The sequence below is a fragment of the Pseudomonas sp. SMSB3 genome (genome assembly GCF_052041965.1).
Classification (GTDB): domain Bacteria; phylum Pseudomonadota; class Gammaproteobacteria; order Pseudomonadales; family Pseudomonadaceae; genus Aquipseudomonas.
This window is the reverse complement of the sequence record NZ_JBKGGV010000004.1, coordinates 23,642-45,438: the sequence shown is the minus strand read 5'-3', so window position 1 is coordinate 45,438 and position 21,797 is coordinate 23,642. Positions and strand designations below refer to the sequence as shown.

Annotated in this window: 12 protein-coding genes; 9 read left to right on the top strand and 3 right to left on the bottom strand. The window is 63.7% G+C overall.

What is annotated here, in order from left to right; all coding sequences use genetic code 11:
• Positions 1-124: 124 nt before the first annotated feature.
• The 9 genes from ACLEJW_RS08495 to ACLEJW_RS08455 all read left to right on the top strand — a co-directional run bounded on the left by ACLEJW_RS08495 (position 125) and on the right by ACLEJW_RS08455 (position 14,077).
• Positions 125-580: an SgcJ/EcaC family oxidoreductase gene (locus ACLEJW_RS08495; protein WP_313298657.1), complete on the top strand. Its 456-nt coding sequence runs from the start codon at positions 125-127 to the stop codon at positions 578-580.
• A 486-nt stretch (positions 581-1,066) separates the two neighbouring features.
• Positions 1,067-2,626, top strand: a complete 1,560-nt coding sequence (gene glgA / locus ACLEJW_RS08490) for a glycogen synthase GlgA (RefSeq protein ID WP_313298654.1) — start codon at positions 1,067-1,069, stop codon at positions 2,624-2,626.
• Positions 2,627-2,640: 14 nt separating this feature from the next.
• A complete protein-coding gene (gene treZ, locus ACLEJW_RS08485) occupies positions 2,641-4,383 on the top strand; it encodes a malto-oligosyltrehalose trehalohydrolase (RefSeq protein WP_313456284.1) in 1,743 nt (580 codons plus the stop codon).
• Entirely contained in the window at positions 4,380-6,449 is a 2,070-nt protein-coding gene (malQ, locus tag ACLEJW_RS08480; RefSeq protein WP_440777353.1) for a 4-alpha-glucanotransferase, read from the top strand. The genes treZ and malQ overlap by 4 nt, the downstream gene beginning before the upstream one ends.
• Positions 6,446-9,220, top strand: coding sequence for a malto-oligosyltrehalose synthase (locus tag ACLEJW_RS08475; protein ID WP_313298646.1), 2,775 nt, complete (start codon positions 6,446-6,448; stop codon positions 9,218-9,220). Before malQ ends, ACLEJW_RS08475 begins: the two co-directional genes overlap by 4 nt.
• Before the next feature lie 14 nt (positions 9,221-9,234).
• Positions 9,235-9,555: a DUF2934 domain-containing protein gene (locus ACLEJW_RS08470; protein ID WP_145182215.1), complete on the top strand. Its 321-nt coding sequence runs from the start codon at positions 9,235-9,237 to the stop codon at positions 9,553-9,555.
• A 114-nt stretch (positions 9,556-9,669) separates the two neighbouring features.
• Entirely contained in the window at positions 9,670-11,823 is a 2,154-nt protein-coding gene (gene glgX / locus ACLEJW_RS08465; protein ID WP_440777352.1) for a glycogen debranching protein GlgX, read from the top strand.
• Between the two features lie 58 nt (positions 11,824-11,881).
• The gene (locus tag ACLEJW_RS08460) at positions 11,882-12,676 is read left to right on the top strand and encodes an endonuclease/exonuclease/phosphatase family protein (protein WP_145182209.1); all 795 of its coding nucleotides are present in this window, start codon (positions 11,882-11,884) and stop codon (positions 12,674-12,676) included.
• 321 nt (positions 12,677-12,997) lie between these two features.
• The gene (locus ACLEJW_RS08455) at positions 12,998-14,077 is read left to right on the top strand and encodes an autotransporter domain-containing protein (RefSeq protein WP_440777351.1); all 1,080 of its coding nucleotides are present in this window, start codon (positions 12,998-13,000) and stop codon (positions 14,075-14,077) included.
• A gap of 74 nt (positions 14,078-14,151) precedes the next feature.
• On the opposite strand, the gene glgB is transcribed toward ACLEJW_RS08455, so the two are convergent.
• From glgB to ACLEJW_RS08440, 3 genes are all read right to left on the bottom strand, one after another.
• Positions 14,152-16,362: a 1,4-alpha-glucan branching protein GlgB gene (gene glgB / locus ACLEJW_RS08450; protein ID WP_313298632.1), complete on the bottom strand. Its 2,211-nt coding sequence runs from the start codon at positions 16,360-16,362 to the stop codon at positions 14,152-14,154.
• Positions 16,363-16,364: 2 nt separating this feature from the next.
• The gene (gene treS / locus ACLEJW_RS08445; protein WP_440777350.1) at positions 16,365-19,679 is read right to left on the bottom strand and encodes a maltose alpha-D-glucosyltransferase; all 3,315 of its coding nucleotides are present in this window, start codon (positions 19,677-19,679) and stop codon (positions 16,365-16,367) included.
• Between the two features lie 97 nt (positions 19,680-19,776).
• Positions 19,777-21,795 (bottom strand): alpha-1,4-glucan--maltose-1-phosphate maltosyltransferase, encoded by a 2,019-nt coding sequence (locus tag ACLEJW_RS08440; protein ID WP_440777349.1) that lies wholly within the window; start codon positions 21,793-21,795, stop codon positions 19,777-19,779.
• Positions 21,796-21,797: the final 2 nt, after the last annotated feature.

The following is a 21,797-nucleotide window of genomic DNA, read 5'->3' as shown; positions in this document are numbered from 1 at the left end:
CCCACGCGAATGGATGAATGATTTCCCGTTCTGCGGGTTATTGGCGATAACGTTTCCCGGGTGCTCCCGACACGCTTCACGGCCAGCACGCCCACTTCGGGCTGCCACACCTTGGAGCGCCAAAATGACCCGCCTTCCACTGTACCTGGCCCTGCTGCTCAGCGGCCTGAACCAGTCCGCCATTGCCTCGACAGGGAGTTGCCAGCGCCTGAATGACGACGAGGTATTGGCGTTGTTCGCCGAATGGAATGCACGCATCCAAGCCGCGGACCCTGCCCAGGTGGCCGCGCTCTATCAGCAGGACGCCCTGCTTTTGCCTACCGTATCGAGCCAGAGCCGCGACAACCGCCTGGGCCACATCGATTACTTCGACAGCTTTCTGCGCAAACGGCCGTCAGGCGCGCTGACCGACACGTACATCTACAGCGCCTGCGAGCAAGCCACGCTGGCCGGGTCGTACGTCTTCACGTTTGCCGCCACCGGCGAGCGGGTACCGGCCCGATTCACCTTCAATTACCGCTATGCCGATGGGCAATGGCTGATCGCTCATCACCACTCCTCGTTGCTGCCTGCGGACTGAAAAACCCCCGATCCATCATGACGCACTTAGCGCACCACACCGGTGCGGCCAGGTGCGTCATGGTAACGCTCAGGTCACCAATTCCCGCCGCTGAACGGCCCCTGCAACAAGACGTCACAAACGCCAACGTTTGCGTCTAGCACGCCTCATAACGAAAGTGACCAATGGGTCACCTTTTTATCTCTTGCTCTCCTACACTCAGGTTTCGGCCCGCCATTTGCTCAGGGAAAGAGCACAGAAAAAAAGTCGAACTTTCGTGAAAGGCGGCGGGTCAGCACTAAGTAGGCCAAAGCGTATGGGACATACCCGCCTCGGCCCGCCTATCCCACACAGTCCTATTGCCGTCGGCCGGAATGCCGACTGCGGTGCCTGCGCGCACGACTAGGGGCATGGATAGCATTAGGCCCATACAGAATTAGAGAGAACCAGTACGAGATACCGCTGAGGGTGCCAGCACCCAGCAAACACTTAGGGACGGAGAGAAGTATGATCAGTGCCGCTGTCGAGCCTCATGTAGAGTCATTCAAGTCGGACAACCGCGAGCCGCTCACCCCGGAATTCGCCAAGGCAGTCAAGGCACCCGGCGCGCAGCGCCAGCAGAACCCCAACAAACGCAAAGTTCTCTTCGTTACGTCGGAAATTTCGGACCTGGTCAAGACCGGCGGCCTCGGCGACGTCTCGGCAGCACTGCCGCGCGCCATGGCCCATCTACACGATGTACGCGTGTTGATCCCCGGTTACCCGCAGGTCATGGAAAGCGATAACCCGATCCACATCGTCGGCGAGCTCGGTGGCCACGCCGCACTGCCGCCGTGCAAGATCGGCCGCATGGACCTGCCCGACGGCCTGGTGATCTACGTACTGATCTGTCCCGAGCTGTACCAGCGCGAAGGCACCCCTTATGGTGGCAACAACGGTCGCGACTGGCCTGACAACCACATCCGCTTCGCGCGTCTGGGCCTGGCTGCAGCCGAGATTGCCGCAGGCGAAGGCATGATCCACTGGAAGCCTGAGCTGGTGCATGCCCACGACTGGCCTGCTGGCCTGGCGCCGGCCTACATGCACTGGCGCGGGCTGAGCACGCCAACCTTGTTCACCATTCACAACCTGGCCTACCAGGGCGTCTACAGCCGGGCTTGCAGCCCTGAGTTGGCGATCCCTGAGCATGCCATGCAGCAGGAAGGCATGGAGTTCTACGGCAAGCTGTCGTTCCTCAAGGCCGGCCTTGCCTACTCCAGCCACATCACCACCGTGAGCGCCACCTACGCCCAGGAAATCACCACCCCCGAATTCGGTTGTGGCCTGGATGGCTTCCTTGCCAGCAAGGCTCAGCAAGGCCTGCTTGGCGGCATTCCCAATGGCATCGACGAAAGCTGGGACTCGGCCACTGACAAGCACTTGGAGCACAACTTCAGCATCAACGACTGGGATGGCAAGGCGCGCAACGCCGACGCCGTGCGCCAGCTGTTCGGCCTGGACGCCTCCGAGGGCCCGCTGTTTGCCGTGGTCTCGCGCCTGGTTTACCAAAAAGGTCTGGACCTGACCCTGGGCGTGGCCGACTTCATCGTCGAGCAAGGCGGTCAGATCGCCATCATCGGTCGCGGCGAACCAGAAGAAGAGCAAGCCATGCGCGAGCTGGCGCTGCGCCATCCAGGCCGCATCGGCGTACGCATCGGCTTCAACGAGACCGACGCGCGGCGCATGTTCGCGGGCAGTGACTTCCTGCTGATGCCATCGCGCTACGAGCCGTGTGGGCTGAGCCAGATGTACGCCCAGCGTTTCGGTTCGCTGCCCGTTGCGCGCAATACCGGAGGCCTGGCCGACACCATCGAGAATGGTGCCACTGGCTTCCTGTTCGATGAATCGACCGTGGAAAGCTACCGCGAAGCCTTGAGCCGCGCGTTCTACACCTACTCCAAGAAGGACCTGCTCAACGCCATGCGCTGCCTGTCCATGACCCAGCCTTTCAACTGGTGCCAGGCCGTGGAACCCTATGCGCGCCTCTACGAGGACCTGGTCAAGCAAGCCAACCTGGCCCATTACTGAGCGGAGGCTCGACGATGCACAGACATGGCGCACACATGCTGGACGCCACGTCTGCGCGCTTCGCCCTCTGGGCGCCCGATGCGCGCAGCGTGAGTGTGGAATTGGAGCAGCAACCGGCCATCGAGCTGCTGCCCGACGATGATGGCTGGTACACCGGCACTGTCCCGTGCCAGCCTGGGAACCGTTACCACTACCGCATCGATGACAAGCTGCAGGTCGCCGATCCTGCTTCGCGCTATCAACCTGACGGCGTGCACGGCCCGAGCGTAGTGGTTGATCTGAGCGAATTCGACTGGCAGCACAACTGGCAGGGCCGACCTTGGCACGAGGCGGTCATTCAGGAAGTCCACGTTGGGGCACTGGGCGGCTATACCGGGGTCAAGGCGCAGCTGGCGCACCTGGCCGCCATCGGCATCAGCGCCATCGAGCTGATGCCGCTGGGGCAGTTTCCCGGCGAGCGCAACTGGGGCTATGACGGCGTGCTGCCGTTTGCCGCGCAGCACAGTTACGGCACCCCGCAGCAGCTTTGCGAGCTGATCGACCATGCCCACGGCCACGGGCTGATGGTGATGCTCGATGTGGTCTACAACCACTTCGGCCCTGATGGCAATTACCTGCACGAGTATGCCAAGTCGTTTTTCCGCGAAGACCGCCAGACGCCCTGGGGCGCGGCAATCGACTTCCGCCGGCCGCAGGTGCGCGAGTACTTCATCCAGAATGCCTTGATGTGGTTGTGCGATTACCGCTTCGACGGCCTGCGCCTCGATGCCGTGCATGCCATCGACCAACCAGACTTTCTCATCGAGCTGGCGCAACGGGTACGCGCGGCGTTGGAGCCAGGCCGGCAGGTCTGGCTGGTGCTGGAGAATGAACACAACCAGGCCTTTTTGCTCGAGCAGGGTTTCGATGCGCAGTGGAACGACGACGGCCACAATGCCCTGCACGTGTTGCTGACCGGCGAAACCGAGGGCTACTACGAAGACTACAAAGCACAGCCCATCGACAAGCTGGCGCGCTGCCTCGGCGAGGGTTTCGTCTTCCAGGGCCAGCCCAATCGCCATGGTGAGCCACGCGGTGAACCCAGCGGGCACCTGCCCCCGAGTTCGTTCGTGCTGTTCTTGCAGAATCATGACCAGATCGGCAACCGCGCCTTGGGCGAACGTCTGACTCGCTTGTGCCCACCTGCTGCGCTGCGCGCGGCCACCGGCTTGTTGCTGCTGGCTCCGATGATCCCGCTGCTGTTCATGGGTGATGAAGAAGGCAGTTGCCGTCCGTTCTTGTTCTTCACCGACTTCCACGATGAACTGGCCGACGCGGTGCGTGAAGGCCGGCGCAGCGAGTTCGCCCACTTCGACGCCTTCGCCGACCCGCAGAAGCGCGCCAGCATTCCTGATCCGAATGCCGTCGAGACCTTCGAGCTGTCGCGGCCGCAGCCCAGGGAAGTACTTGCCGGTTGGCACGGCTTGTACCAGCAACTGCTGGCGCTGCGCCGCCGTCATGTCGTCCCGCACCTGCCCGGCACCCAGGCGTTGGGCGCCCAGGTACTGGGCGACAAGGCGCTAAGTGCCAGCTGGCGCCTGGGTAACGGCAGTACGTTGCGCATCGACCTGAACCTGGGCGCAGACGCCCAGGCTGCGACACTGCCTGCGGCCAGCCAGCGGCTGTTCGATAGCGCAGACAGCGCCCACCCCGACACTGCCCTGGCGCCCTACAGCTGCGTGGTCAGCCTGGTACCTGCTAAGCCGGAGCATTCATGAACGCCAAGCCACTGCATCGACTGGCCGAACAGGCCGGTTTGTCCCGAGACTGGATCGACGCCAACGATCGCCCGCAACAGGTCAGCGATGACGTCCTGACACGCGTGCTTGAGGCCCTCGGCCACCCAGCCTCCACCGAACAGGCCATTGCCCAGAGCCTGCGCGCCTTGGAAACCGCCGGCGACGGCGATCACCTGCCACCTTTGCTCACAGCGTTGCACGGCGAGCCCTTGCCGCTGCAGCGTTATTTCAAAGCCGCAGCCAAGGCCCACTGCAGCCTCGAGCAAGGGGGTCAGCTGATCGTCAGCCTCGATGGCCGCGCCCGCTTGCCCGGCGAGCTGCCAGTGGGTTATCACCAAATCGAGATCGACAGCCAGCGCTTCACCCTGGCAGTAGCGCCGCCCACCGCCTACCGCCTTGAAGACGCATGTGAGCTGGCATCGCCGCGCTGCTGGGGCCTCTCGGCCCAGCTCTATAGCCTGCGCCGACCCGGTGACGGCGGCTATGGCGACTGCATGGCGCTTGAGCAATTGGCACGCAGCGCTGCTGAACGTGGCGCCGATGCGCTGGCGATCAGCCCTATGCACGCGTTGTCAGCCTTCGACCAGGAACATTACAGCCCTTACTCACCCTCGAGCCGGTTGCTGCTCAATACGTTATATGCCAGCCCTGCCGCCATTCTCGGCGAACGGGCGGTGCGCATGGCGATCGAGGCCTGCGATCTTGAGGCCACGCTTGAGGACCTCGAGCAACAGCCCTTGGTCGACTGGCCCCGCGCTGCCGATGCTCGGCTACGCCTGCTGCAGGCGCTCTACCAAGACTTCAGCCAGGGCGATCACCCCCAGCGCGGCGACTTCGAGAGTTTCCGGGCAGCTGCCGGCGAAGCCCTGGAGCACCACTGCCGCTTCGAAGTGTTACAGGCTGAAGCCGTCGACCGTGGCCTGGGCGCCGATTGGCGGCAGTGGCCGAAGGCTTGGCAAGACCCGCAGAACCCCGAAGTGCAGAGCTTCGCCGAGGGGTATCCGGCACGCATCGAGTTCCAGGCCTTTTGCCAATGGTTGACCGAACGCAGCCTGCAGCGGGCGCAGGATGCCGCGCGCAGCAACGGCATGGCGGTCGGCCTGATCGCCGACCTTGCCGTGGGCGCCGACGGTGCCGGCAGCCAGGCCTGGAGCCGCCAGGATGAACTGCTGGCGGACCTGACCGTTGGCGCGCCCCCGGACATTCTCAACCGTTCCGGGCAAGACTGGGGCATTTGCGGTTTCTCGCCCGAGGGGCTCAAGCGCAACGGCTATCGCGCCTTCATCGAAATGCTGCGGGCCAATCTGGCCCATGCCGGCGGCCTGCGCATCGACCACGTCATGGGCCTGCGCCGCTTGTGGGTGATCCCGCGCGGCAGCCAACCCAGCGAAGGCGCCTACCTCAACTACCCCTTCGAGGACCTGCTGCGCCTGCTCGCCCTGGAGTCGTCGCGGCATCGCGCGATCCTCCTCGGCGAAGACCTCGGCACCGTGCCTGACGGCCTGCGCGAGGCGCTGGCGCAAAAGCACGTGCTCGGCATGCGTGTGTTGCCGTTCGAGCAAGCATCGCCAGGCGCCTTCACACCCATTCTGAAATGGCCCGACAACGCGCTGGCGACCACCGGCACGCATGATCTCGCGCCATTGGCGGGCTGGCTGGAAAACAGAGATATCGACTGGAGCCGACGTCTGCAATTGATCGACGCCGACACTGAACAGCGTTGGCGTCAGGACCGGCAGAAAGAACAGGCCGGGCTGCGCCGCACCTTGCAATCCAACTATGGCCCTTTGAAGGACAACGATGCCGTGATCGACGCTGCCATCCGCTTTGTCGGACACACCCGCGCCCCGCTGGTGCTGATCCCGCTGGAAGATCTGCTCGGCTGCGACGAACAGCCCAACATGCCCGGCACCACCGAAGGCCACCCAAACTGGCGCCGGCGCTTCGCCCAACCGGTGCGCGAGCTGCTCGATGACGAGGATGCCGCACGCCGCCTCGAGATACTGGCGCAAGCCCGTGAACAGGCCTGGGAGCGCGACCGATGAAACCGCTCACCGCCACCGTTCGCCTGCAGTTTCACAGCGACTTCACCCTCGACCATGCCGTCCCCCTGGTGCCTTACTTTGCCCAGCTGGGCATCAGCCACCTTTACGCCTCCCCGATTCTCAAGGCCCGCGCCGGCTCGCGCCATGGTTACGATGTGGTCGACCCGACCTGCGTGAACCCGGAGCTGGGCGGCGAAGCGGCCCTTGAGCGCCTGGTGGCCGCATTGCGCCAGCACGGCATGGGGCTGATCCTCGACACCGTATCCAACCACATGGCCGTTGGCGGCGCCGACAACCCCTGGTGGCAGTGCTTGCTGGCCTGGGGCCGGCGCAGCCCTTATGCGGAGTTCTTTGATATTCAGTGGCATTCGGCCGATCCGTTGCTAGCCGGCCAGCTGTTGTTGCCGTTCCTGGGCAGCGACTACGGCGTAGCGTTGAAGAACGGCGAGCTGCCGCTTGAGTTCGATGCCGAGCACGGAGTGCTGCAAGTCGCCCACTACGAACATCGCTTCCCGATCTGCCCGCTGGACTATGGCTGGATCCTGGCCCAGAGCGCCGACCCCAAGGTACAGGCCCTGGCCGAGCACTTCACCGCGCTGGGCGACGCCGCCGACCCGTTGAGCGCCGCCCTGCCGCTGCAAGCCGAGCTCGCACGCCTGGTGCGTGACGGCGCGGACCTGCCATCGGCCTTGGCCGCATTCGACAGCAGCAACGAAGACGGCTTCAAACGCCTGCACTTGCTGCTCGAGCGCCAGACCTATCGCCTGGCCAGCTGGCGCACCGCTGCCGACGACATCAACTGGCGGCGTTTCTTCGACATCAACGAGCTGGGCGGCCTTCGTGTGGAGCGCTCGGTGGTGTTCGAGGCCACCCATGCCAAGCTCTTCGAGTTGATCGAACGCGGCCTGGTGGACGGCTTGCGTATCGATCACATCGATGGCCTGGCCGATCCGCGCGGCTACTGCCGCAAGCTGCGCCGCCGGGTCGCCAGCCTGCTTGCCGCTCGCCCGATCGGCGCTGCAGTGGAGCACTTCCCCATCTATGTCGAGAAGATCCTCGGCGCCGACGAGCACCTGCACCGTGACTGGCTCACCGACGGCACCACCGGCTATGAGTTCATGAACCAAGTGTCGCTGCTGCAACACGACCCGGCCGGCGAAGTGCCGCTGACGCAATTGTGGAGCCGCATCAGCGAGCGCCCCGCGTTCACCGAGGAAGTGCGCTTGGCGCGCCATCTGGTGCTCAATGCCAGCCTTGCCGGTGACTGCGAATCGGTGGCACAGGCGCTGCTGCAGGTTGCGCGCAACGACCTGATGACGCGCGACCTGACCCTCGGTGCGATCCGCCGGGCGCTGCAGGCCCTGGTCGCGCATTATCCGGTGTACCGCACCTACTTCAATGCCTGCGGGCGCCCCGCCGAGGATGAGCGGTTCTTCCAACAAGCCTTGGCCGATGCCCGTCAGGACCTCAGCGAAGCCGATTGGCCGCTGCTCGAACAGCTCGAGCAATGGCTGGGGGGTCAACCTTGGCGCGCACTACCGCCAGGCCGGCCGCGCAAACAGTTGCGCCACGCCTGCGTGCGCTTCCAGCAGCTGACCGCGCCCAGCGCCGCCAAGGCGGTCGAGGACACTGCGTTCTATCGCTCGGCGCGGCTGCTGTCGCGCAACGACGTAGGCTTCGAGGCCGAGCGTTTCAGCGCAGACCTGGAGCACTTCCACAATGAGGCGCAGCGGCGCCTGCGCGACTTCCCCGACAACCTGTTGGCAACCGCGACCCATGACCACAAACGCGGGGAAGACACCCGCGCGCGCCTGGCGGTGCTGAGTGAACGCGCCGACTGGTTCGCCAGCCGCGTGGAACACTGGCGCGAGCTGGCGGCGCCGCTGCGGCAAAAGCTCGAAGATGGCGTAGCGCCAAGCCCGGGCGATGAGCTGTTGCTGTGGCAGGCCTTGCTCGGCAGTTGGCCGCTGGACCTTGACCTGGATGACGACAAGGCCTTGCGCGACTACGCGGAGCGTATCCGCCAATGGCAGCAGAAAGCCCTGCGTGAAGCCAAGCTGCGCAGCAGCTGGAGTGCGCCGAACGAGGCGTACGAGGCTGCCTGTGCGGCGTATGTCGATGCCGTGCTGCTCGACCGCGACAACCGCCAGTTGCTGCAGTCGCTGTCAGATGCGGCCCAGGCAATCGCCTGCCCCGGTGCGCTCAATGGCCTGGTGCAGACGTTCATGCGCATGACCGTGCCAGGCGTGCCGGACCTTTACCAAGGCAATGAGTACTGGGACTTCAGCCTGGTCGACCCGGACAACCGCCGACCGGTGGACTACGCTTGCAGACGGCAGACGCTGGATGCGCTCGCAGCGCCCGAGGAACTGCTGGCGCACTGGCACGACGGGCGCATCAAGCAAGCGCTGATCGCCCAAGTGCTCGACTGCCGCCAAGCCAACAGCGAGCTGTTCCGCCGTGGCGCTTATCTGCCGCTGACGGTCAAGGGCAAGCATGCCGACAAGGTCGTGGCGTTCGCCCGCCTCGGCGAGGACGCCCGCGCCATCGTCATTGCCCCGCGCTTGGCCAGCAGTCTGCTGGGCGGTGCTACAACGCCGTTGATCCCGGCGCAGAACTGGGACGACACCCGGGTGATCTTGCCGTTTGACCTGTCACCTGCCAATTGGACTGGACTTTTTGCAGGCGGTGCTGTCAGCCCTACAAGGGAGCTGATGTTGAGCACAGCTCTGGCGCAATTCCCAGTCAACCTGTTGATCGAACATGCATAGCATTCAGGAGCGTCGTGATGAGTGTCGAAGAAAAACGAGTACGCGAATTCGCTTACCAGATTTGGGAATCTGAAGGTAAGCCTGAAGGCCAAGAGGAGCGGCATTGGGACATGGCGCGCAAGCTGGCCGAGGCCGAGGCACTGGCGCCCAAGGCTGAGCCGCGCAAACGTGCGGCGGCCAAGCCAAAGGCGGCCAGTGAACCCAAAGCCGCTGCCCAGCCCAAGGCCGCCGCTGCGTCCAAGGCGCCCACCGACGCGAAAGTGGCCGCACTGCCAGGGGTGAAGCCTAGCGCCGCGAAGAAACCACGCGCCGCCAAGAAGCCCAGCGCCGGCTGAGCCATTGATTGAACCTGCACGGCCTTGACCGCCCCCGCAATGGGGGTGGTCAGCGTGCCAGGTGTTGCAAGCGTTACCCATACCTTCCGTTGTATTTGGCCATCGAGGATTGCCATGAGCCCGCGCACCCCAAAGAAAACTCGCTCCGTAGCCCCATCGCGCATCCGTGAAGGCATGCCTTTCCCTCTAGGCGCCACCTGGGACGGCCTGGGCGTCAACTTCGCACTGTTCTCGGCCAACGCCACCAAGGTCGAGCTGTGCCTGTTCGACTCGACCGGTGAAAATGAGCTCGAGCGCATCGAGCTGCCGGAATACACCGACGAGATCTATCACGGTTACCTGCCAGACGCCCATCCCGGGCTGGTCTACGGCTACCGCGTGTACGGTCCCTACGAGCCGGAGAAAGGTCACCGCTTCAACCATAACAAGCTGCTGATCGACCCCTATGCCAAGCAACTGGTGGGTGAGCTCAAGTGGTCCGAGGCGCTGTTCGGCTACACCATCGGTCACCCTGACGACGATCTGTCATTCGATGAACGCGACAGCGCGCCCTTCGTACCCAAGTGCAAGGTCATCGACCCGGCCTTCACCTGGGGCCGTGACCAGCGGGTGCAGATCCCATGGGAGCAGACGGTCATCTACGAGGCGCACACCAAAGGCATCAGCATGCGCCACCCGGCCGTGCCGGAAAAGCTGCGCGGCACCTTCGCCGGGCTGGCCAATGACGAGTTGCTCAAGCACATCAAGGATCTGGGTGTGTCGAGCATCGAGCTGCTGCCGATCCATGCCTTCGTCAACGATCAGCACCTGCTGGACAAGGGCCTGAACAACTACTGGGGCTACAACACCATCGCTTTCTTCGCCCCGCACCCCAAGTACCTGGCCAGCGGCAAGATCGCCGAGTTCAAGGAGATGGTCGCGCACGTCCACGATGCGGGCCTCGAGGTGATTCTCGATGTGGTCTACAACCACACTGCCGAAGGCAACGAGCGCGGCCCTACCCTGTCGATGCGCGGTATCGACAATGCCTCCTACTACCGCCTGATGCCTGACGACAAACGCTACTACATCAACGACTCGGGGACCGGCAACACCCTGGACCTGAGCCACCCGTGCGTTTTGCAGCTGGTCACCGATTCGCTGCGCTACTGGGCCGGCGAGATGCACGTCGACGGTTTCCGTTTCGACCTGGCGACCATCCTTGGCCGTTACCACGATGGCTACAGCGAGCGCCACGGCTTCCTCGTGGCCTGCCGCCAGGACCCGATGCTCAGCCAGGTCAAGTTGATCGCCGAGCCGTGGGACTGCGGCCCAGGCGGCTACCAGGTGGGCAACTTCGCGCCCGGCTGGGCGGAATGGAACGACCGCTTCCGCGACACCACGCGAGCCTTCTGGAAAGGCGACGAAGGCCAGTTGGCCGACTTCGCCGCACGCATTACCGCCTCAGGCGACATGTTCAACAACCGCGGACGGCGGCCGTACTCGTCCGTGAACTTCATCACCGCGCACGATGGCTTCACCCTGCGCGACCTGGTGTCGTACAACGGCAAGCACAACGAGGACAACGACGAAAACAACCAGGACGGCACCGACAACAACCTGTCGTGGAACTGCGGCGCTGAAGGCCCGACCGAAGACCCGGAAATCAACAACCTGCGCATGCGCCAGATGCGCAACTTCTTCTCGACGCTGCTGTTGTCCCAGGGCACGCCGATGATCGTGGCGGGCGATGAGTTCAGCCGTACCCAGCACGGCAACAACAATGCCTACTGCCAGGACAGTGAAATCGGTTGGGTCAACTGGGACCTGGACGATGAAGGCAAGGAGCTGCTGAGCTTCGTCAAGCGCCTGACCCGCCTGCGCCTGAAATACCCGGTGCTGCGCCGTTCGCGCTTCCTGGTTGGCGATTACAACGAGGCCATCGGGGTCAAGGACGTGACCTGGCTGGCACCGGATGGCAACGAGATGGGCGTTGAGCAATGGGAGGATCCGAACGGCCGCTGCTTCGGCATGCTGATCGACGGTCGGGCGCAGGTCAGCAGTATCGGCCGGCCTGGGGCGGAAGCCACCATGCTGCTGATCTTCAACGCCCACCACGATGTGGTGCCGTTCCAGCTGCCAAGCGTGCCCGAGGGTAATCACTGGAACTGCCTGATCGACACCGATCAGCCCAAGCAGCGCAAGGGCCAGCCGTTGGCCTTCGACAGCAGCTTCGAGGTTCAAGGCCGCTCGCTGGTCCTGCTGGTGCTGGAGCACGAGGAAGACTGAACCCTACCTGGGGCTGCCGGTCCCACTCAGTACCTGTTCGCTGTACTGAGGAGCCACCGTGACCCTTGAAGCCGGCAGCCAAGGTTACGCCAGCACCCGTCAGGCCTCAGCCGTCAATCGGCTGCGAGTCCTGACGGTCAACACCCACAAGGGCTTTACCGCCTTCAACCGCCGCTTCATCCTGCCTGAATTGCGCGAGGCGGTGCGCAGCACCCAGGCCGATATCGTGTTTCTGCAAGAGGTGCTGGGTAGCCACGATCGCCACGCCGCCCGCTATCCCGGTTGGCCGCAAACCTCGCAGTATGAATTTCTCGCTGACAGCATGTGGAGCGACTATGCCTACGGTCGCAACGCCGTCTACCCGGACGGCCACCACGGCAACGCGCTGCTGTCGAAATACCCCATCCTCGAACACCGAAACCTCGACGTGTCGATCACAGGACCCGAGCGCCGAGGCTTGCTGCATTGCATCCTGGATGTACCTGGTCAACGACATGTGCACGCCATCTGCGTGCACTTGTCGCTGCTCGAAAGTCATCGGCAGAAGCAGCTGCTGCTACTGCGCCAATTGCTCGACGCCCTGCCTGTGGATGAGCCGGTGATCATCGCCGGCGATTTCAACGACTGGCAGCTGCACGGCAACCGCACCTTGCAGCTGCAGCGTGACCTGCATGAGGCATTCGAGCGCCATCACGGTCTACTGGCGCGAACTTATCCAGCGCGCCTGCCGTTATTGCGTCTGGACCGCATCTATCTGCGTAACGCCCAGAGCCATGCGCCGCAGATTTTGCGGCACAGGCCCTGGACGCATCTGTCCGATCACCTACCCCTAGCGGTGGAAGTCAGGCTCTAGCAATGATTTGGCATAGTGCTGCCTCGGCAAATAGCGAAGCTTGCTATAAAGGCGCTTTAAATCAATAGATTCAATGGCCTAACGCAGGTATCCGGCAGGCAACGCGCGCACTGCGATTTCTTGACGCAAGCGCCGGACTCTCCTTAGCTGAAAGTGATCAACCGCTGTAAAAACTCGCGCCAGGCTCTCTAGCGCGCGCCTTGCCGCGCGCATCTCGGAGCTGGCGTGCTGGTTTGAGTCGCCCGCTGTTTTTGTCGTAGAGCTCGTGACAACAGGCCAGATCCTTGGGCATTGGCACTGGTAATCCAAAGGAGCTCTGCCATGAACACACCTTCCAGAAATCTGCGTCTGGATCGGCTCATCCACGCTGTTTCCACTTCCATGCTGCTTGCCTCGCCCCTGGAGAGCCTGGCCTTCGAGCTGCCGGACGACCCGTTGTCGCCCAACTACCTGCAGCGCCCGAGTATGCCAACACTGACCCTCGAACCCACAGGTGCCAATGCGTTTACCCTGTCAACCCTGAGCGCCTTCGGTGAGGCTCAGACCGCGCGGCAAATCTTCAGCGCACTGGAGCTGGCCAGCCGTCCCTGGGCCACGTTCTTCCCCGGCGGCGCAGCGCAACCTGGCGCGCGGCCGCCTGAGCAACTGCAAGCGCCGAACCAGCAGATGGTCATAGGCCCGGACCTGTTGGTGCGCGAAACAGCGGCTGGCACTGTGCACCGGGCGGGCATGTTCGTCGGCCACAACAACCTGCAGAGCAGCTTCAGCGGTTCTCGGCCATTGCTGGGTGACAAACAGCGCAGTGCCGTGAACTTGAGTGGCGAAAGCCTGGGGGTCTACTGGAGCATGACCCATGAACAAGGCTGGCACCTGGACGCCGTCGCCATGGGGTCGCGTATCGAGGTCATGGGCCGCAGCGAGTCTGGCCAACGCCTGGATGGCAACGGCCATGCCATGACCTTTTCGCTGCAAGGTGGTTACCCGATCCGCGTGGGCGGTGGCTGGACGATCGAGCCGCAGGCGCAGTTGATCAACCAGCGGTTCTATCCCGGCACCCGTGCCCAGGAAGAGACCTTGCGCGCCTTCGACAGCCAGCCCAGCTGGAGCGGCCGCGTGGGTGCCAAGCTGTCCGGCCGCTACGAGGTCAGGGGTATGCCGGTAGAGCCTTATGTGCGCACCAACGTCTGGTATGACTTTAGCGAAACGGGCAATGTGAAGCTTGATCAGGTCGACAAGATCTCCAGCTCGCGGTATTCGACCACGGTGGAGCTGGGGCTGGGCCTGGTGGCGCGGGTGACCTCTTCGGTGGGCTTGTTCGTCAGCGCCGACTACAGCAACGACGTCGACGGCAATGACCTGAACGGGCTGATCGGCAGCCTTGGGGTAAGAATGCGCTGGTGAGCGCGGCCGGGCCCTGGGTCAGCGCGCCTGCTAGGCGGCGCTGACCCAGGGCCCGGCCCGGTCTGCTCACTGCCTCACGCCGGCTTCATCACCAGCACGCCCAGCGGCGGCAGGTTCAGGGCCAGTGACAATGGCTGGCCATGACTGGCGATCTGCTCGCTGTGCACGCCGCCCAGGTTGCCGACGTTGGAGCCGGCATACAGCTCGGCGTCGCTGTTGAGCACTTCTTGCCAGTGCTCACCGAACGGTACGCCAATGCGATAACCCTCGCGCGGCACCGGCGTGAAGTTGGCCACCACCAGCACGGGCTCGCCCCGGCTGCTCCAGCGCAACCAGGCGTACACGCTGTTCTGCGCATCGTCGCCGATCAGCCACTGGAAGCCCTGGGGCTGGCAGTCCTGCTCGTGCAACGCCGGCACATCACGGTACAAGCGGTTGAGGTCGCCGACCAACTGCTGCACGCCTTGGTGTTCGGGGTACTGCAGCAGGTACCAGTCCAGCTGGTGGTCATGGTTCCACTCGCGCCATTGGCCGAATTCGCAGCCCATGAACAGCAGCTTCTTGCCAGGATGAGTCCACATGAAGGCGAGGTAGGCTCGCAGGTTGGCGAACTTCTGCCAGCGATCGCCCGGCATCTTGTCAATCAGCGAATGCTTGCCGTGGACCACTTCGTCATGGGAGATCGGCAGGATGAAGTGCTCGGAATAGGCGTAGATCAGCCCGAAGCTCAGCTCGTTGTGATGGAACGGCCGGTGGATCGGGTCGTTCTGGATGTAATGCAAGGTGTCGTGCATCCAGCCCATGTTCCACTTGTAGGCAAAACCCAAACCGCCCTGCTGGGTAGGCTGGCTGACACCCGGCCAGGCCGTGGATTCCTCGGCGATGATCAACGCCCCTGGCGCTTCGACGGCTGCCACGCCGTTGAGGTGACGGATGAAATCGATGGCTTCGAGGTTTTCCCGGCCGCCATGGCGGTTAGGTATCCACTCGCCGGCTTTGCGCGAGTAGTCGCGGTAGAGCATCGAGGCCACCGCATCCACACGCAGGCCGTCGATATGGAAATGCTTGAGCCAGTGCAGCGCCGAGGCCATCATGAAGCCCCGCACTTCATTGCGCCCCAGGTTGTAGATCAGCGTGTTCCAATCCTGATGGAAGCCTTCCATGGGGTTATCGTATTCGTACAGCGCAGTGCCGTCGAAGCGGGCCAGGCCGTGTTCGTCGGTGGGGAAATGCGCCGGTACCCAATCGAGGATCACGCCAATGCTGGCCTGGTGGCAGGCATCGATGAACGCGGCAAAATCTTCAGGGCTGCCATAACGCGAAGTCGGTGCGAACATCGACAGCGGCTGGTAACCCCAGGAGCCGCCAAAGGGGTGCTCCATGATCGGCAACAGCTCGATGTGGGTAAACCCAAGCTTCTGTACATACGGCACCACTCGCTCGGCAAGTTCGCGCCAGTTGTAGAAGCGCGATACCTCGCCCAGGTCATCCAACTCACATTGCCACGAGCCTGCGTGCAATTCGTAGATCGACAATGGCGCGTTGTAGGCATGGCGCTCGGCGCGCTGGGCCATCCACTGCTCGTCCTGCCAGGTATGAGCCAAGGCACCGGCGACCTTGGAGGCCGTGCTCGGCGGCAACTCGGTGGCTCGGGCCAGCGGATCGGCCTTGAGCGGCAGCACGCCGTCGTGGCCCAGCACTTCGAACTTGTAGGTCTCCCCTGCCGCCAGGCGCGGCACGAACAGCTCCCAGACTCCGGCACCATGGCGCAGGCGCATGGGGTGGCGGCGGCCATCCCAGTTGTTGAAGTCGCCTACCACAGAGACGCGCCGCGCATTCGGCGCCCACACCGAGAAGCACACCCCATCGACCCCATCGACCTGGACCGGCTGCGCGCCAAAGCGGCCGGCCAGGTCGCGGTGGTTGCCTTCGGCGAACAGATGCAGGTCGATGTCGCCCAATTGCGGCCCGAAGCTGTATGGGTCTTCGGTCACCTGCTCGCCGCCGGCCCAGGCGATCTGCAACAGGTAGCCCTGGGCGCGGTCGAGCTGGGCGCTGAACAGACCCGGCAGACTGCCCTGCTGCATCTCACCCAGTATCCGCTGGTCGTCGCGCGCCAGCACATGCACGCTCAAGGCGTTGGGCAGGAAAGCCCGGATCACCTGCCCACCGGCGCCATCGTCATGGGGGCCGAGCACGGCAAAGGGATCGGCGTGCTCGGCACGCGCCAGGGCATCGAGATCCCGCTGCCGAAGGCCGCCGTTTTCACGCGTTGTAACGTTCATGCTCACTCTCCCCAGGTACTGATCAGTCCATGCAGACCGTGCAAGGGCACGGCCAACCAGCTTGGACGGTTCTCGGCTTCATATGTAATTTCGTAGGCGGCTTTTTCCAGGCAGAACAGCTCAAGCGCCGCCCGCTCGCCCTCGGCCTGCTGCCAGGCATGCGGCATGCCCGCAGTGGCCAGGCCATAGGCTTCGACAAACGCATGCCGCGATTGGTGCAGATACTGCCGGGCGACCCGTTGCCGGGCTTGCCGCGCTTCGTCTGAAAGGTCCACCGCAGACGCGCTGCGCAAGATCATCGCAGCAGCATAGTCGAAGGAGCGCAATACGCCGCTGACATCTTTATACGGGCTGTGCTTGGCCCGGCGTTCTTCGAGTGGACGCGCAGGTTCACCCTCGAAGTCGATCAGGTAGGCATCGCCCTGCACTACCAGCACCTGCCCCAGGTGCAGGTCGCCGTGCACGCGCATGAGCAAGCCACCCTGGGCCTGCTCGGCCAGCTGGGCAACATGCTGGGCAAGGCCATCGCGCTGTTGCAGCAGGTCATCGACCAAGGCCTGGCTGTCGCTGTCCAGGTGCTCGCGGTGTTGCCCCAGCAGGTCCAGGGCGTGGCTCAGCTCGGCGCTGATTTGCGCCGCCCAGCGGCGGCTGTCGTCGGCATCGCTCGGGCGCGGCGCGAACGCTTGATCGTCGGTGGGCGCCGCCAGCAATACATGCATTTCGCCCAGGCGCTGACCGAACAGCCCAGCGAAGGCGGACAATTCGGCCAGGGCATCGGTATGCGTCTCGCCGTCAGCGCGAATTGGCTCCATCTGATCGCGAATGGCTCGTTCCAAGGTGTTCTGCGACCAGGCCCAAGCGTCACCCTGATTGCTTAGATAGCCCTGGGCGATCATCAACAGGTGCGGCGCTCGCTGGGCGTCGACGCGGCTGACCCAGGCCAGCAGCGGCGAGATATTGGCAAAGCCTGCAGCGGTCAGGTAGGCGCTCATCTCCAGCTCGGGGTGGATACCGGGGTTGACCCGGCGGATCAGCTTGAGCACCACGCGATCGCCGATGACCACCGAACTGTTGGACTGCTCGGCGCTCAGGTAGCGCACCTCGCTGTCGTCATCCAGGCCGAGGCTGGCCAGTGCGTCGGTATGCTCGAACTGCAGTTCGCCATGGGGCTCGCCGCAGGGCAGCCGCACGCCTTGCTGGCAGGCCTTGAGCACGGCACGGATGAACGGTTCGAGCACGAACGCATCGGTGATCAGGCCAACCTGGTGGGCGCGGCGCACCCGCGACAGCGCCAGCTGCTGTGGTAACGCACTGTTGATCTGCTCTTCAGGCAGCAGGCCAAAGGGCAGCTGGTACTGGGTGGCGACGCCGTCGCTGAGCACTTCGAATTCGCTCAACAGCACCGGCGTGCTGGCCGTGCTCAAGCGTACGCCGTAGCTCAGGCGCACTTGGTCGATGGGGCCTTCCTTGCCGGCGAACCAGCGCCGTTTGGGCAGGTACTGAGGCAGGATGGCGCTTTGCAGAGTGTCGCGGGAGGGCGCGTCGAGCAGCTCCTCCATGCGTTGGCGCAGCACGAGTGTGGTCAATTCGGGTAACCCCTCGGTAGGCTGGACATGCCAGCTGGGCATGCGGTCGTGGGAGGCCAGCAGGAACCAGTAGAAGCCATAGGGCGGCAGCGTGAGCAGAAACGGCAGTTGGCCGATCGGCGGGAACGCGCTACCTCCGAGCATTTCTACCGGGACCTTGCCGGCGTATTGGGACAATTCGAGTTCGGCCGCCTGAGCCGCGCGCGACACATTGGCCACGCAGAGGATCACCTCGGTGTTGCCCTGAGCATCGGTGTATTCGCGCAGATAGGCGAGGATGCGCCGGTTGCGTGGCGTCAACGCGCGCAACGTGCCGCGGCCGAACGCTTTCTGCTGCTTGCGCACTGCCAGCATGCGACGCGTCCAGTTGAGCAGCGAGTGGGCATCGTGGCTCTGCGCCTCGACGTTGACGGTCTGGTAGCCGTACAGCGGGTCCATGATCGGCGGCAGAACCAGGCGCTGCGGATCGGCGCGGGAGAAGCCGCCGTTACGATCGGGCGACCACTGCATGGGCGTGCGCACGCCATCGCGGTCACCCAGGTAGATATTGTCGCCCATGCCCAGCTCGTCGCCGTAGTACAGGGTAGGCGTCCCCGGCATCGACAGCAGCAGGCTGGTCAGCAGCTCGATGCGCCGGCGATCGCGTTGCAGCAGCGGCGCCAGGCGCCTGCGAATGCCCAGGTTGATGCGCGCGCGGCGATCTTCGGCGTAGTAGTTCCACAGGTAGTCGCGCTCACGGTCGGTGACCATCTCCAGGGTCAACTCGTCGTGGTTGCGCAAGAAGATCGCCCATTGGCAGTTGGCCGGAATCTCAGGCGTCTGGCGCAAGATATCGGTGATCGGAAAACGGTCCTCCATGGCCAAGGCCATGTACATGCGAGGCATCAACGGAAAGTGGAAGGCCATGTGGCATTCGTCACCGTCGCCTTCGCCGAAATACGGTCGCGTATCTTCTGGCCACTGGTTGGCTTCTGCCAGGAGCATGCGGTCAGGGTAGTTGGCGTCGATCTCGGCGCGAATCGCCTTGAGCACCCCGTGGGTCTCGGCCAGGTTCTCATTGTTGGTACCGTCGCGCTCGATCAGGTACGGGATGGCATCCAGGCGCAGGCCATCGACCCCAAGGTCGAGCCAGAAGCGCATTACCCCGATCACCGCCTTGAGCACCTGCGGGTTGTCGAAGTTGAGGTCTGGCTGATGCGAGTAGAAACGGTGCCAGAAGTACTGGCCGGCGACCGGGTCCCAGGTCCAGTTGGACTTCTCGGTGTCGAGGAAGATGATGCGGGTGCCGTCGTACTTCTGGTCATCGTCCGACCACACGTAGAAATCACGCGCCTTGCTGCCGCGCTTGGCATGCCGCGCACGCTGGAACCAGGGGTGCTGGTCGGAAGTGTGGTTGATGACCAGCTCGGTAATCACCCGCAGCCCCCGCCGATGCGCTTCGTTGATGAAGCGCCGGGCATCGGCGAGGCTGCCGTAATCGGGGTGCACCGCCTTGTACTCGGCAATGTCGTAACCGTCATCGCGCCGCGGCGAGGGGTAGAACGGCAGCAGCCACAGGGTGTTGACGCCTAGCTCGGCAATGTAGTCGAGCTTGCTGATCAAGCCGGCGAAATCACCGATGCCGTCGTTGTTCGAATCGAAGAACGATTTGATGTGCAACTGGTAGATGACCGCATCCTTGTACCAAAGCGGGTCGTCGATGAAAGCTGCCGGGCGAGAACGCTTGGCCATGGGGTGACTCCTGTATGTCCTCGATACCGCGCAATCGCTTCAAGACCGGCTGGCCCTTCCAGGCGGCCAGTCCGCTCCTCTCCACAGTCGGCGCTTATTAGTCGGCCTTGCGGATGCGCCAGATGCCGAACGGCTGGTGCCACGGTTCGATGCGCATCCATTGGGTCTTGCCGTGCCACGTCCAACGATGGCCATTCATCAGGTCTTCGCCCAAGGTATCGGCATGGTCGTCCAGCCCCAGTTCCCACAGCGGCAACTCGAACGTGGCCTCCTGGGCATTGTGCGGATCGAGGCTGATGGCCACGAGGATGTAGTTGTCGCGCTCGGGCGTGCGCTTGGCGAAGTACAGGATGTTGTCGTTCCAGCAGTTGAAGAACGCCACGCCCAAGTGCGTTTGCAATGCCGGGTTCTGCCGGCGGATGCGGTTGAGCTGGGCGATCTCGGCGATGATGTTGCCCGGCTGGGTGAAGTCACGCGGACGGATCTCGTATTTCTCCGAGTCCAGGTACTCTTCCTTGCCCGGTAACCCTGCAGCCTCGCACAGCTCGAAGCCCGAATACATGCCCCACAAACCCGAGCCCATGGTCGCCAGCGCCGCGCGAATCAGAAAGCCCGCGCGCCCCGAGTGCTGCAGGAAGAACGGGTTGATGTCCGGCGTATTGACGAAGAAATTGGGGCGGTAGCACTGGCTCCATGGCGGTTGATTGAGCTCCTCGAAGTACTCGCGCAGCTCGTCCTTGGTGTTGCGCCAGGTGAAGTAGGTGTAGCTCTGGGCATAACCGACTTTGCCCAAGCGGGCCATCATTGCCGGCTTGGTGAACGCCTCGGCAAGGAACAGCACGTCGGGGTACTGGCTGCGTACATTGGCGATCAACCACTGCCAGAACGGCAACGGCTTGGTGTGCGGGTTATCCACGCGGAAGGTTTTCACGCCCTCCTCGACCCAGCCGATGATCACGTCGCGCAGCGCCAGCCACAGCCCCGGCACCGCGTCGGGGGCGTAGAAATCGACGTTGACGATGTCCTGGTATTTCTTCGGCGGGTTCTCGGCGTAACGGATGGTGCCGTCGGGCCGCCAGCTGAACCAGCCGGGGTGCTCGGTCAGCCACGGGTGGTCCTGGGAACACTGGATGGCGAAGTCCAGGGCGATCTCCAGGCCATGCTGGGCAGCGGCCGACACCAAACGCCTGAAGTCTTCGCGCGTGCCCAGTTGCGGGTGGATGGCGTCATGACCGCCCTCGGCGCTGCCGATGGCGTATGGGCTACCTGGATCGCCCGGCTGGGCCTGCAGGGCATTGTTGCGGCCTTTGCGGTGCGCCGTACCAATGGGGTGAATGGGCGGGAAATACAACACGTCGAAGCCCATGTCGCGGATCATCGGCAGGCGCTGGTGCACGTCGTTGAAGGTGCCATGGCGCTCTGGGCTGTCGGTGATCGAGCGCGGAAACAACTCGTACCAGCTGGCGAACTGCGCAGCCGGACGATCGACGTCCAGCGGGAACTCGATGCTGCGGGTAAGGTAGCTGCGATGCTCGGCTTCACCCATCAGGCGCGTGGCCTCAGGGCTCAGCAGCAGCGCGACCTGCTCGGCCGGCTCCAGGCTATGCAAACGTTCGGACAGCGCCTGCAGTTGCTCGCGCAGAGCCGCGCCGCTGAGCTCGATACCTTTGCCCAGCAGCAGTCGGCCTTCTTCAAGCTCGAGCTTGATATCCACACCCGCCTGGAATTTATTCTCCAGGTCGTAGCAATAGGTGGCGTAAGGGTCGATCCAGGCTTCGATGCTGAACAGGTGCGGGCCAATTTCCGAAGGCGTGAACTCAGCCACCCACAAGTCGTTGCCAGGTGAGGTCATGGGTACGCAATGCACCCGGCGGCTGCCCGCCTGGCGCCAATTGAGCACCACGGCCATGCGGTCGTGGCCGTCGGTGAATACCTTGCTGCTGACCGACACCGGCTGGTTGCTGATGGCCTTGGCCGCGAAAGTGCCGCCATCGAGTACCGGCTGGGTAGCCTCGATGGCGATGCGCGGCGCCAGCAAGGCCTGGGACAGGCTGATGGCTTGATCCGGGTGATCGTTGGCCATGGGCACGCTTTCGAAGGGCTCGTTCAGTGACATCA

Coding starts and splice junctions, on each gene's coding strand:
- ACLEJW_RS08495 (WP_313298657.1), top strand. CDS start 125: ATGACCCGCCTTCCACTGTACCTGGCCCTGCTGCTCAGCGGCCTGAAC.
- glgA (WP_313298654.1), top strand. CDS start 1,067: ATGATCAGTGCCGCTGTCGAGCCTCATGTAGAGTCATTCAAGTCGGAC.
- treZ (WP_313456284.1), top strand. CDS start 2,641: ATGCACAGACATGGCGCACACATGCTGGACGCCACGTCTGCGCGCTTC.
- malQ (WP_440777353.1), top strand. CDS start 4,380: ATGAACGCCAAGCCACTGCATCGACTGGCCGAACAGGCCGGTTTGTCC.
- ACLEJW_RS08475 (WP_313298646.1), top strand. CDS start 6,446: ATGAAACCGCTCACCGCCACCGTTCGCCTGCAGTTTCACAGCGACTTC.
- glgX (WP_440777352.1), top strand. CDS start 9,670: ATGAGCCCGCGCACCCCAAAGAAAACTCGCTCCGTAGCCCCATCGCGC.
- ACLEJW_RS08455 (WP_440777351.1), top strand. CDS start 12,998: ATGAACACACCTTCCAGAAATCTGCGTCTGGATCGGCTCATCCACGCT.
- glgB (WP_313298632.1), bottom strand. CDS start 16,362: ATGAACGTTACAACGCGTGAAAACGGCGGCCTTCGGCAGCGGGATCTC.
- treS (WP_440777350.1), bottom strand. CDS start 19,679: ATGGCCAAGCGTTCTCGCCCGGCAGCTTTCATCGACGACCCGCTTTGG.
- ACLEJW_RS08440 (WP_440777349.1), bottom strand. CDS start 21,795: ATGTCACTGAACGAGCCCTTCGAAAGCGTGCCCATGGCCAACGATCAC.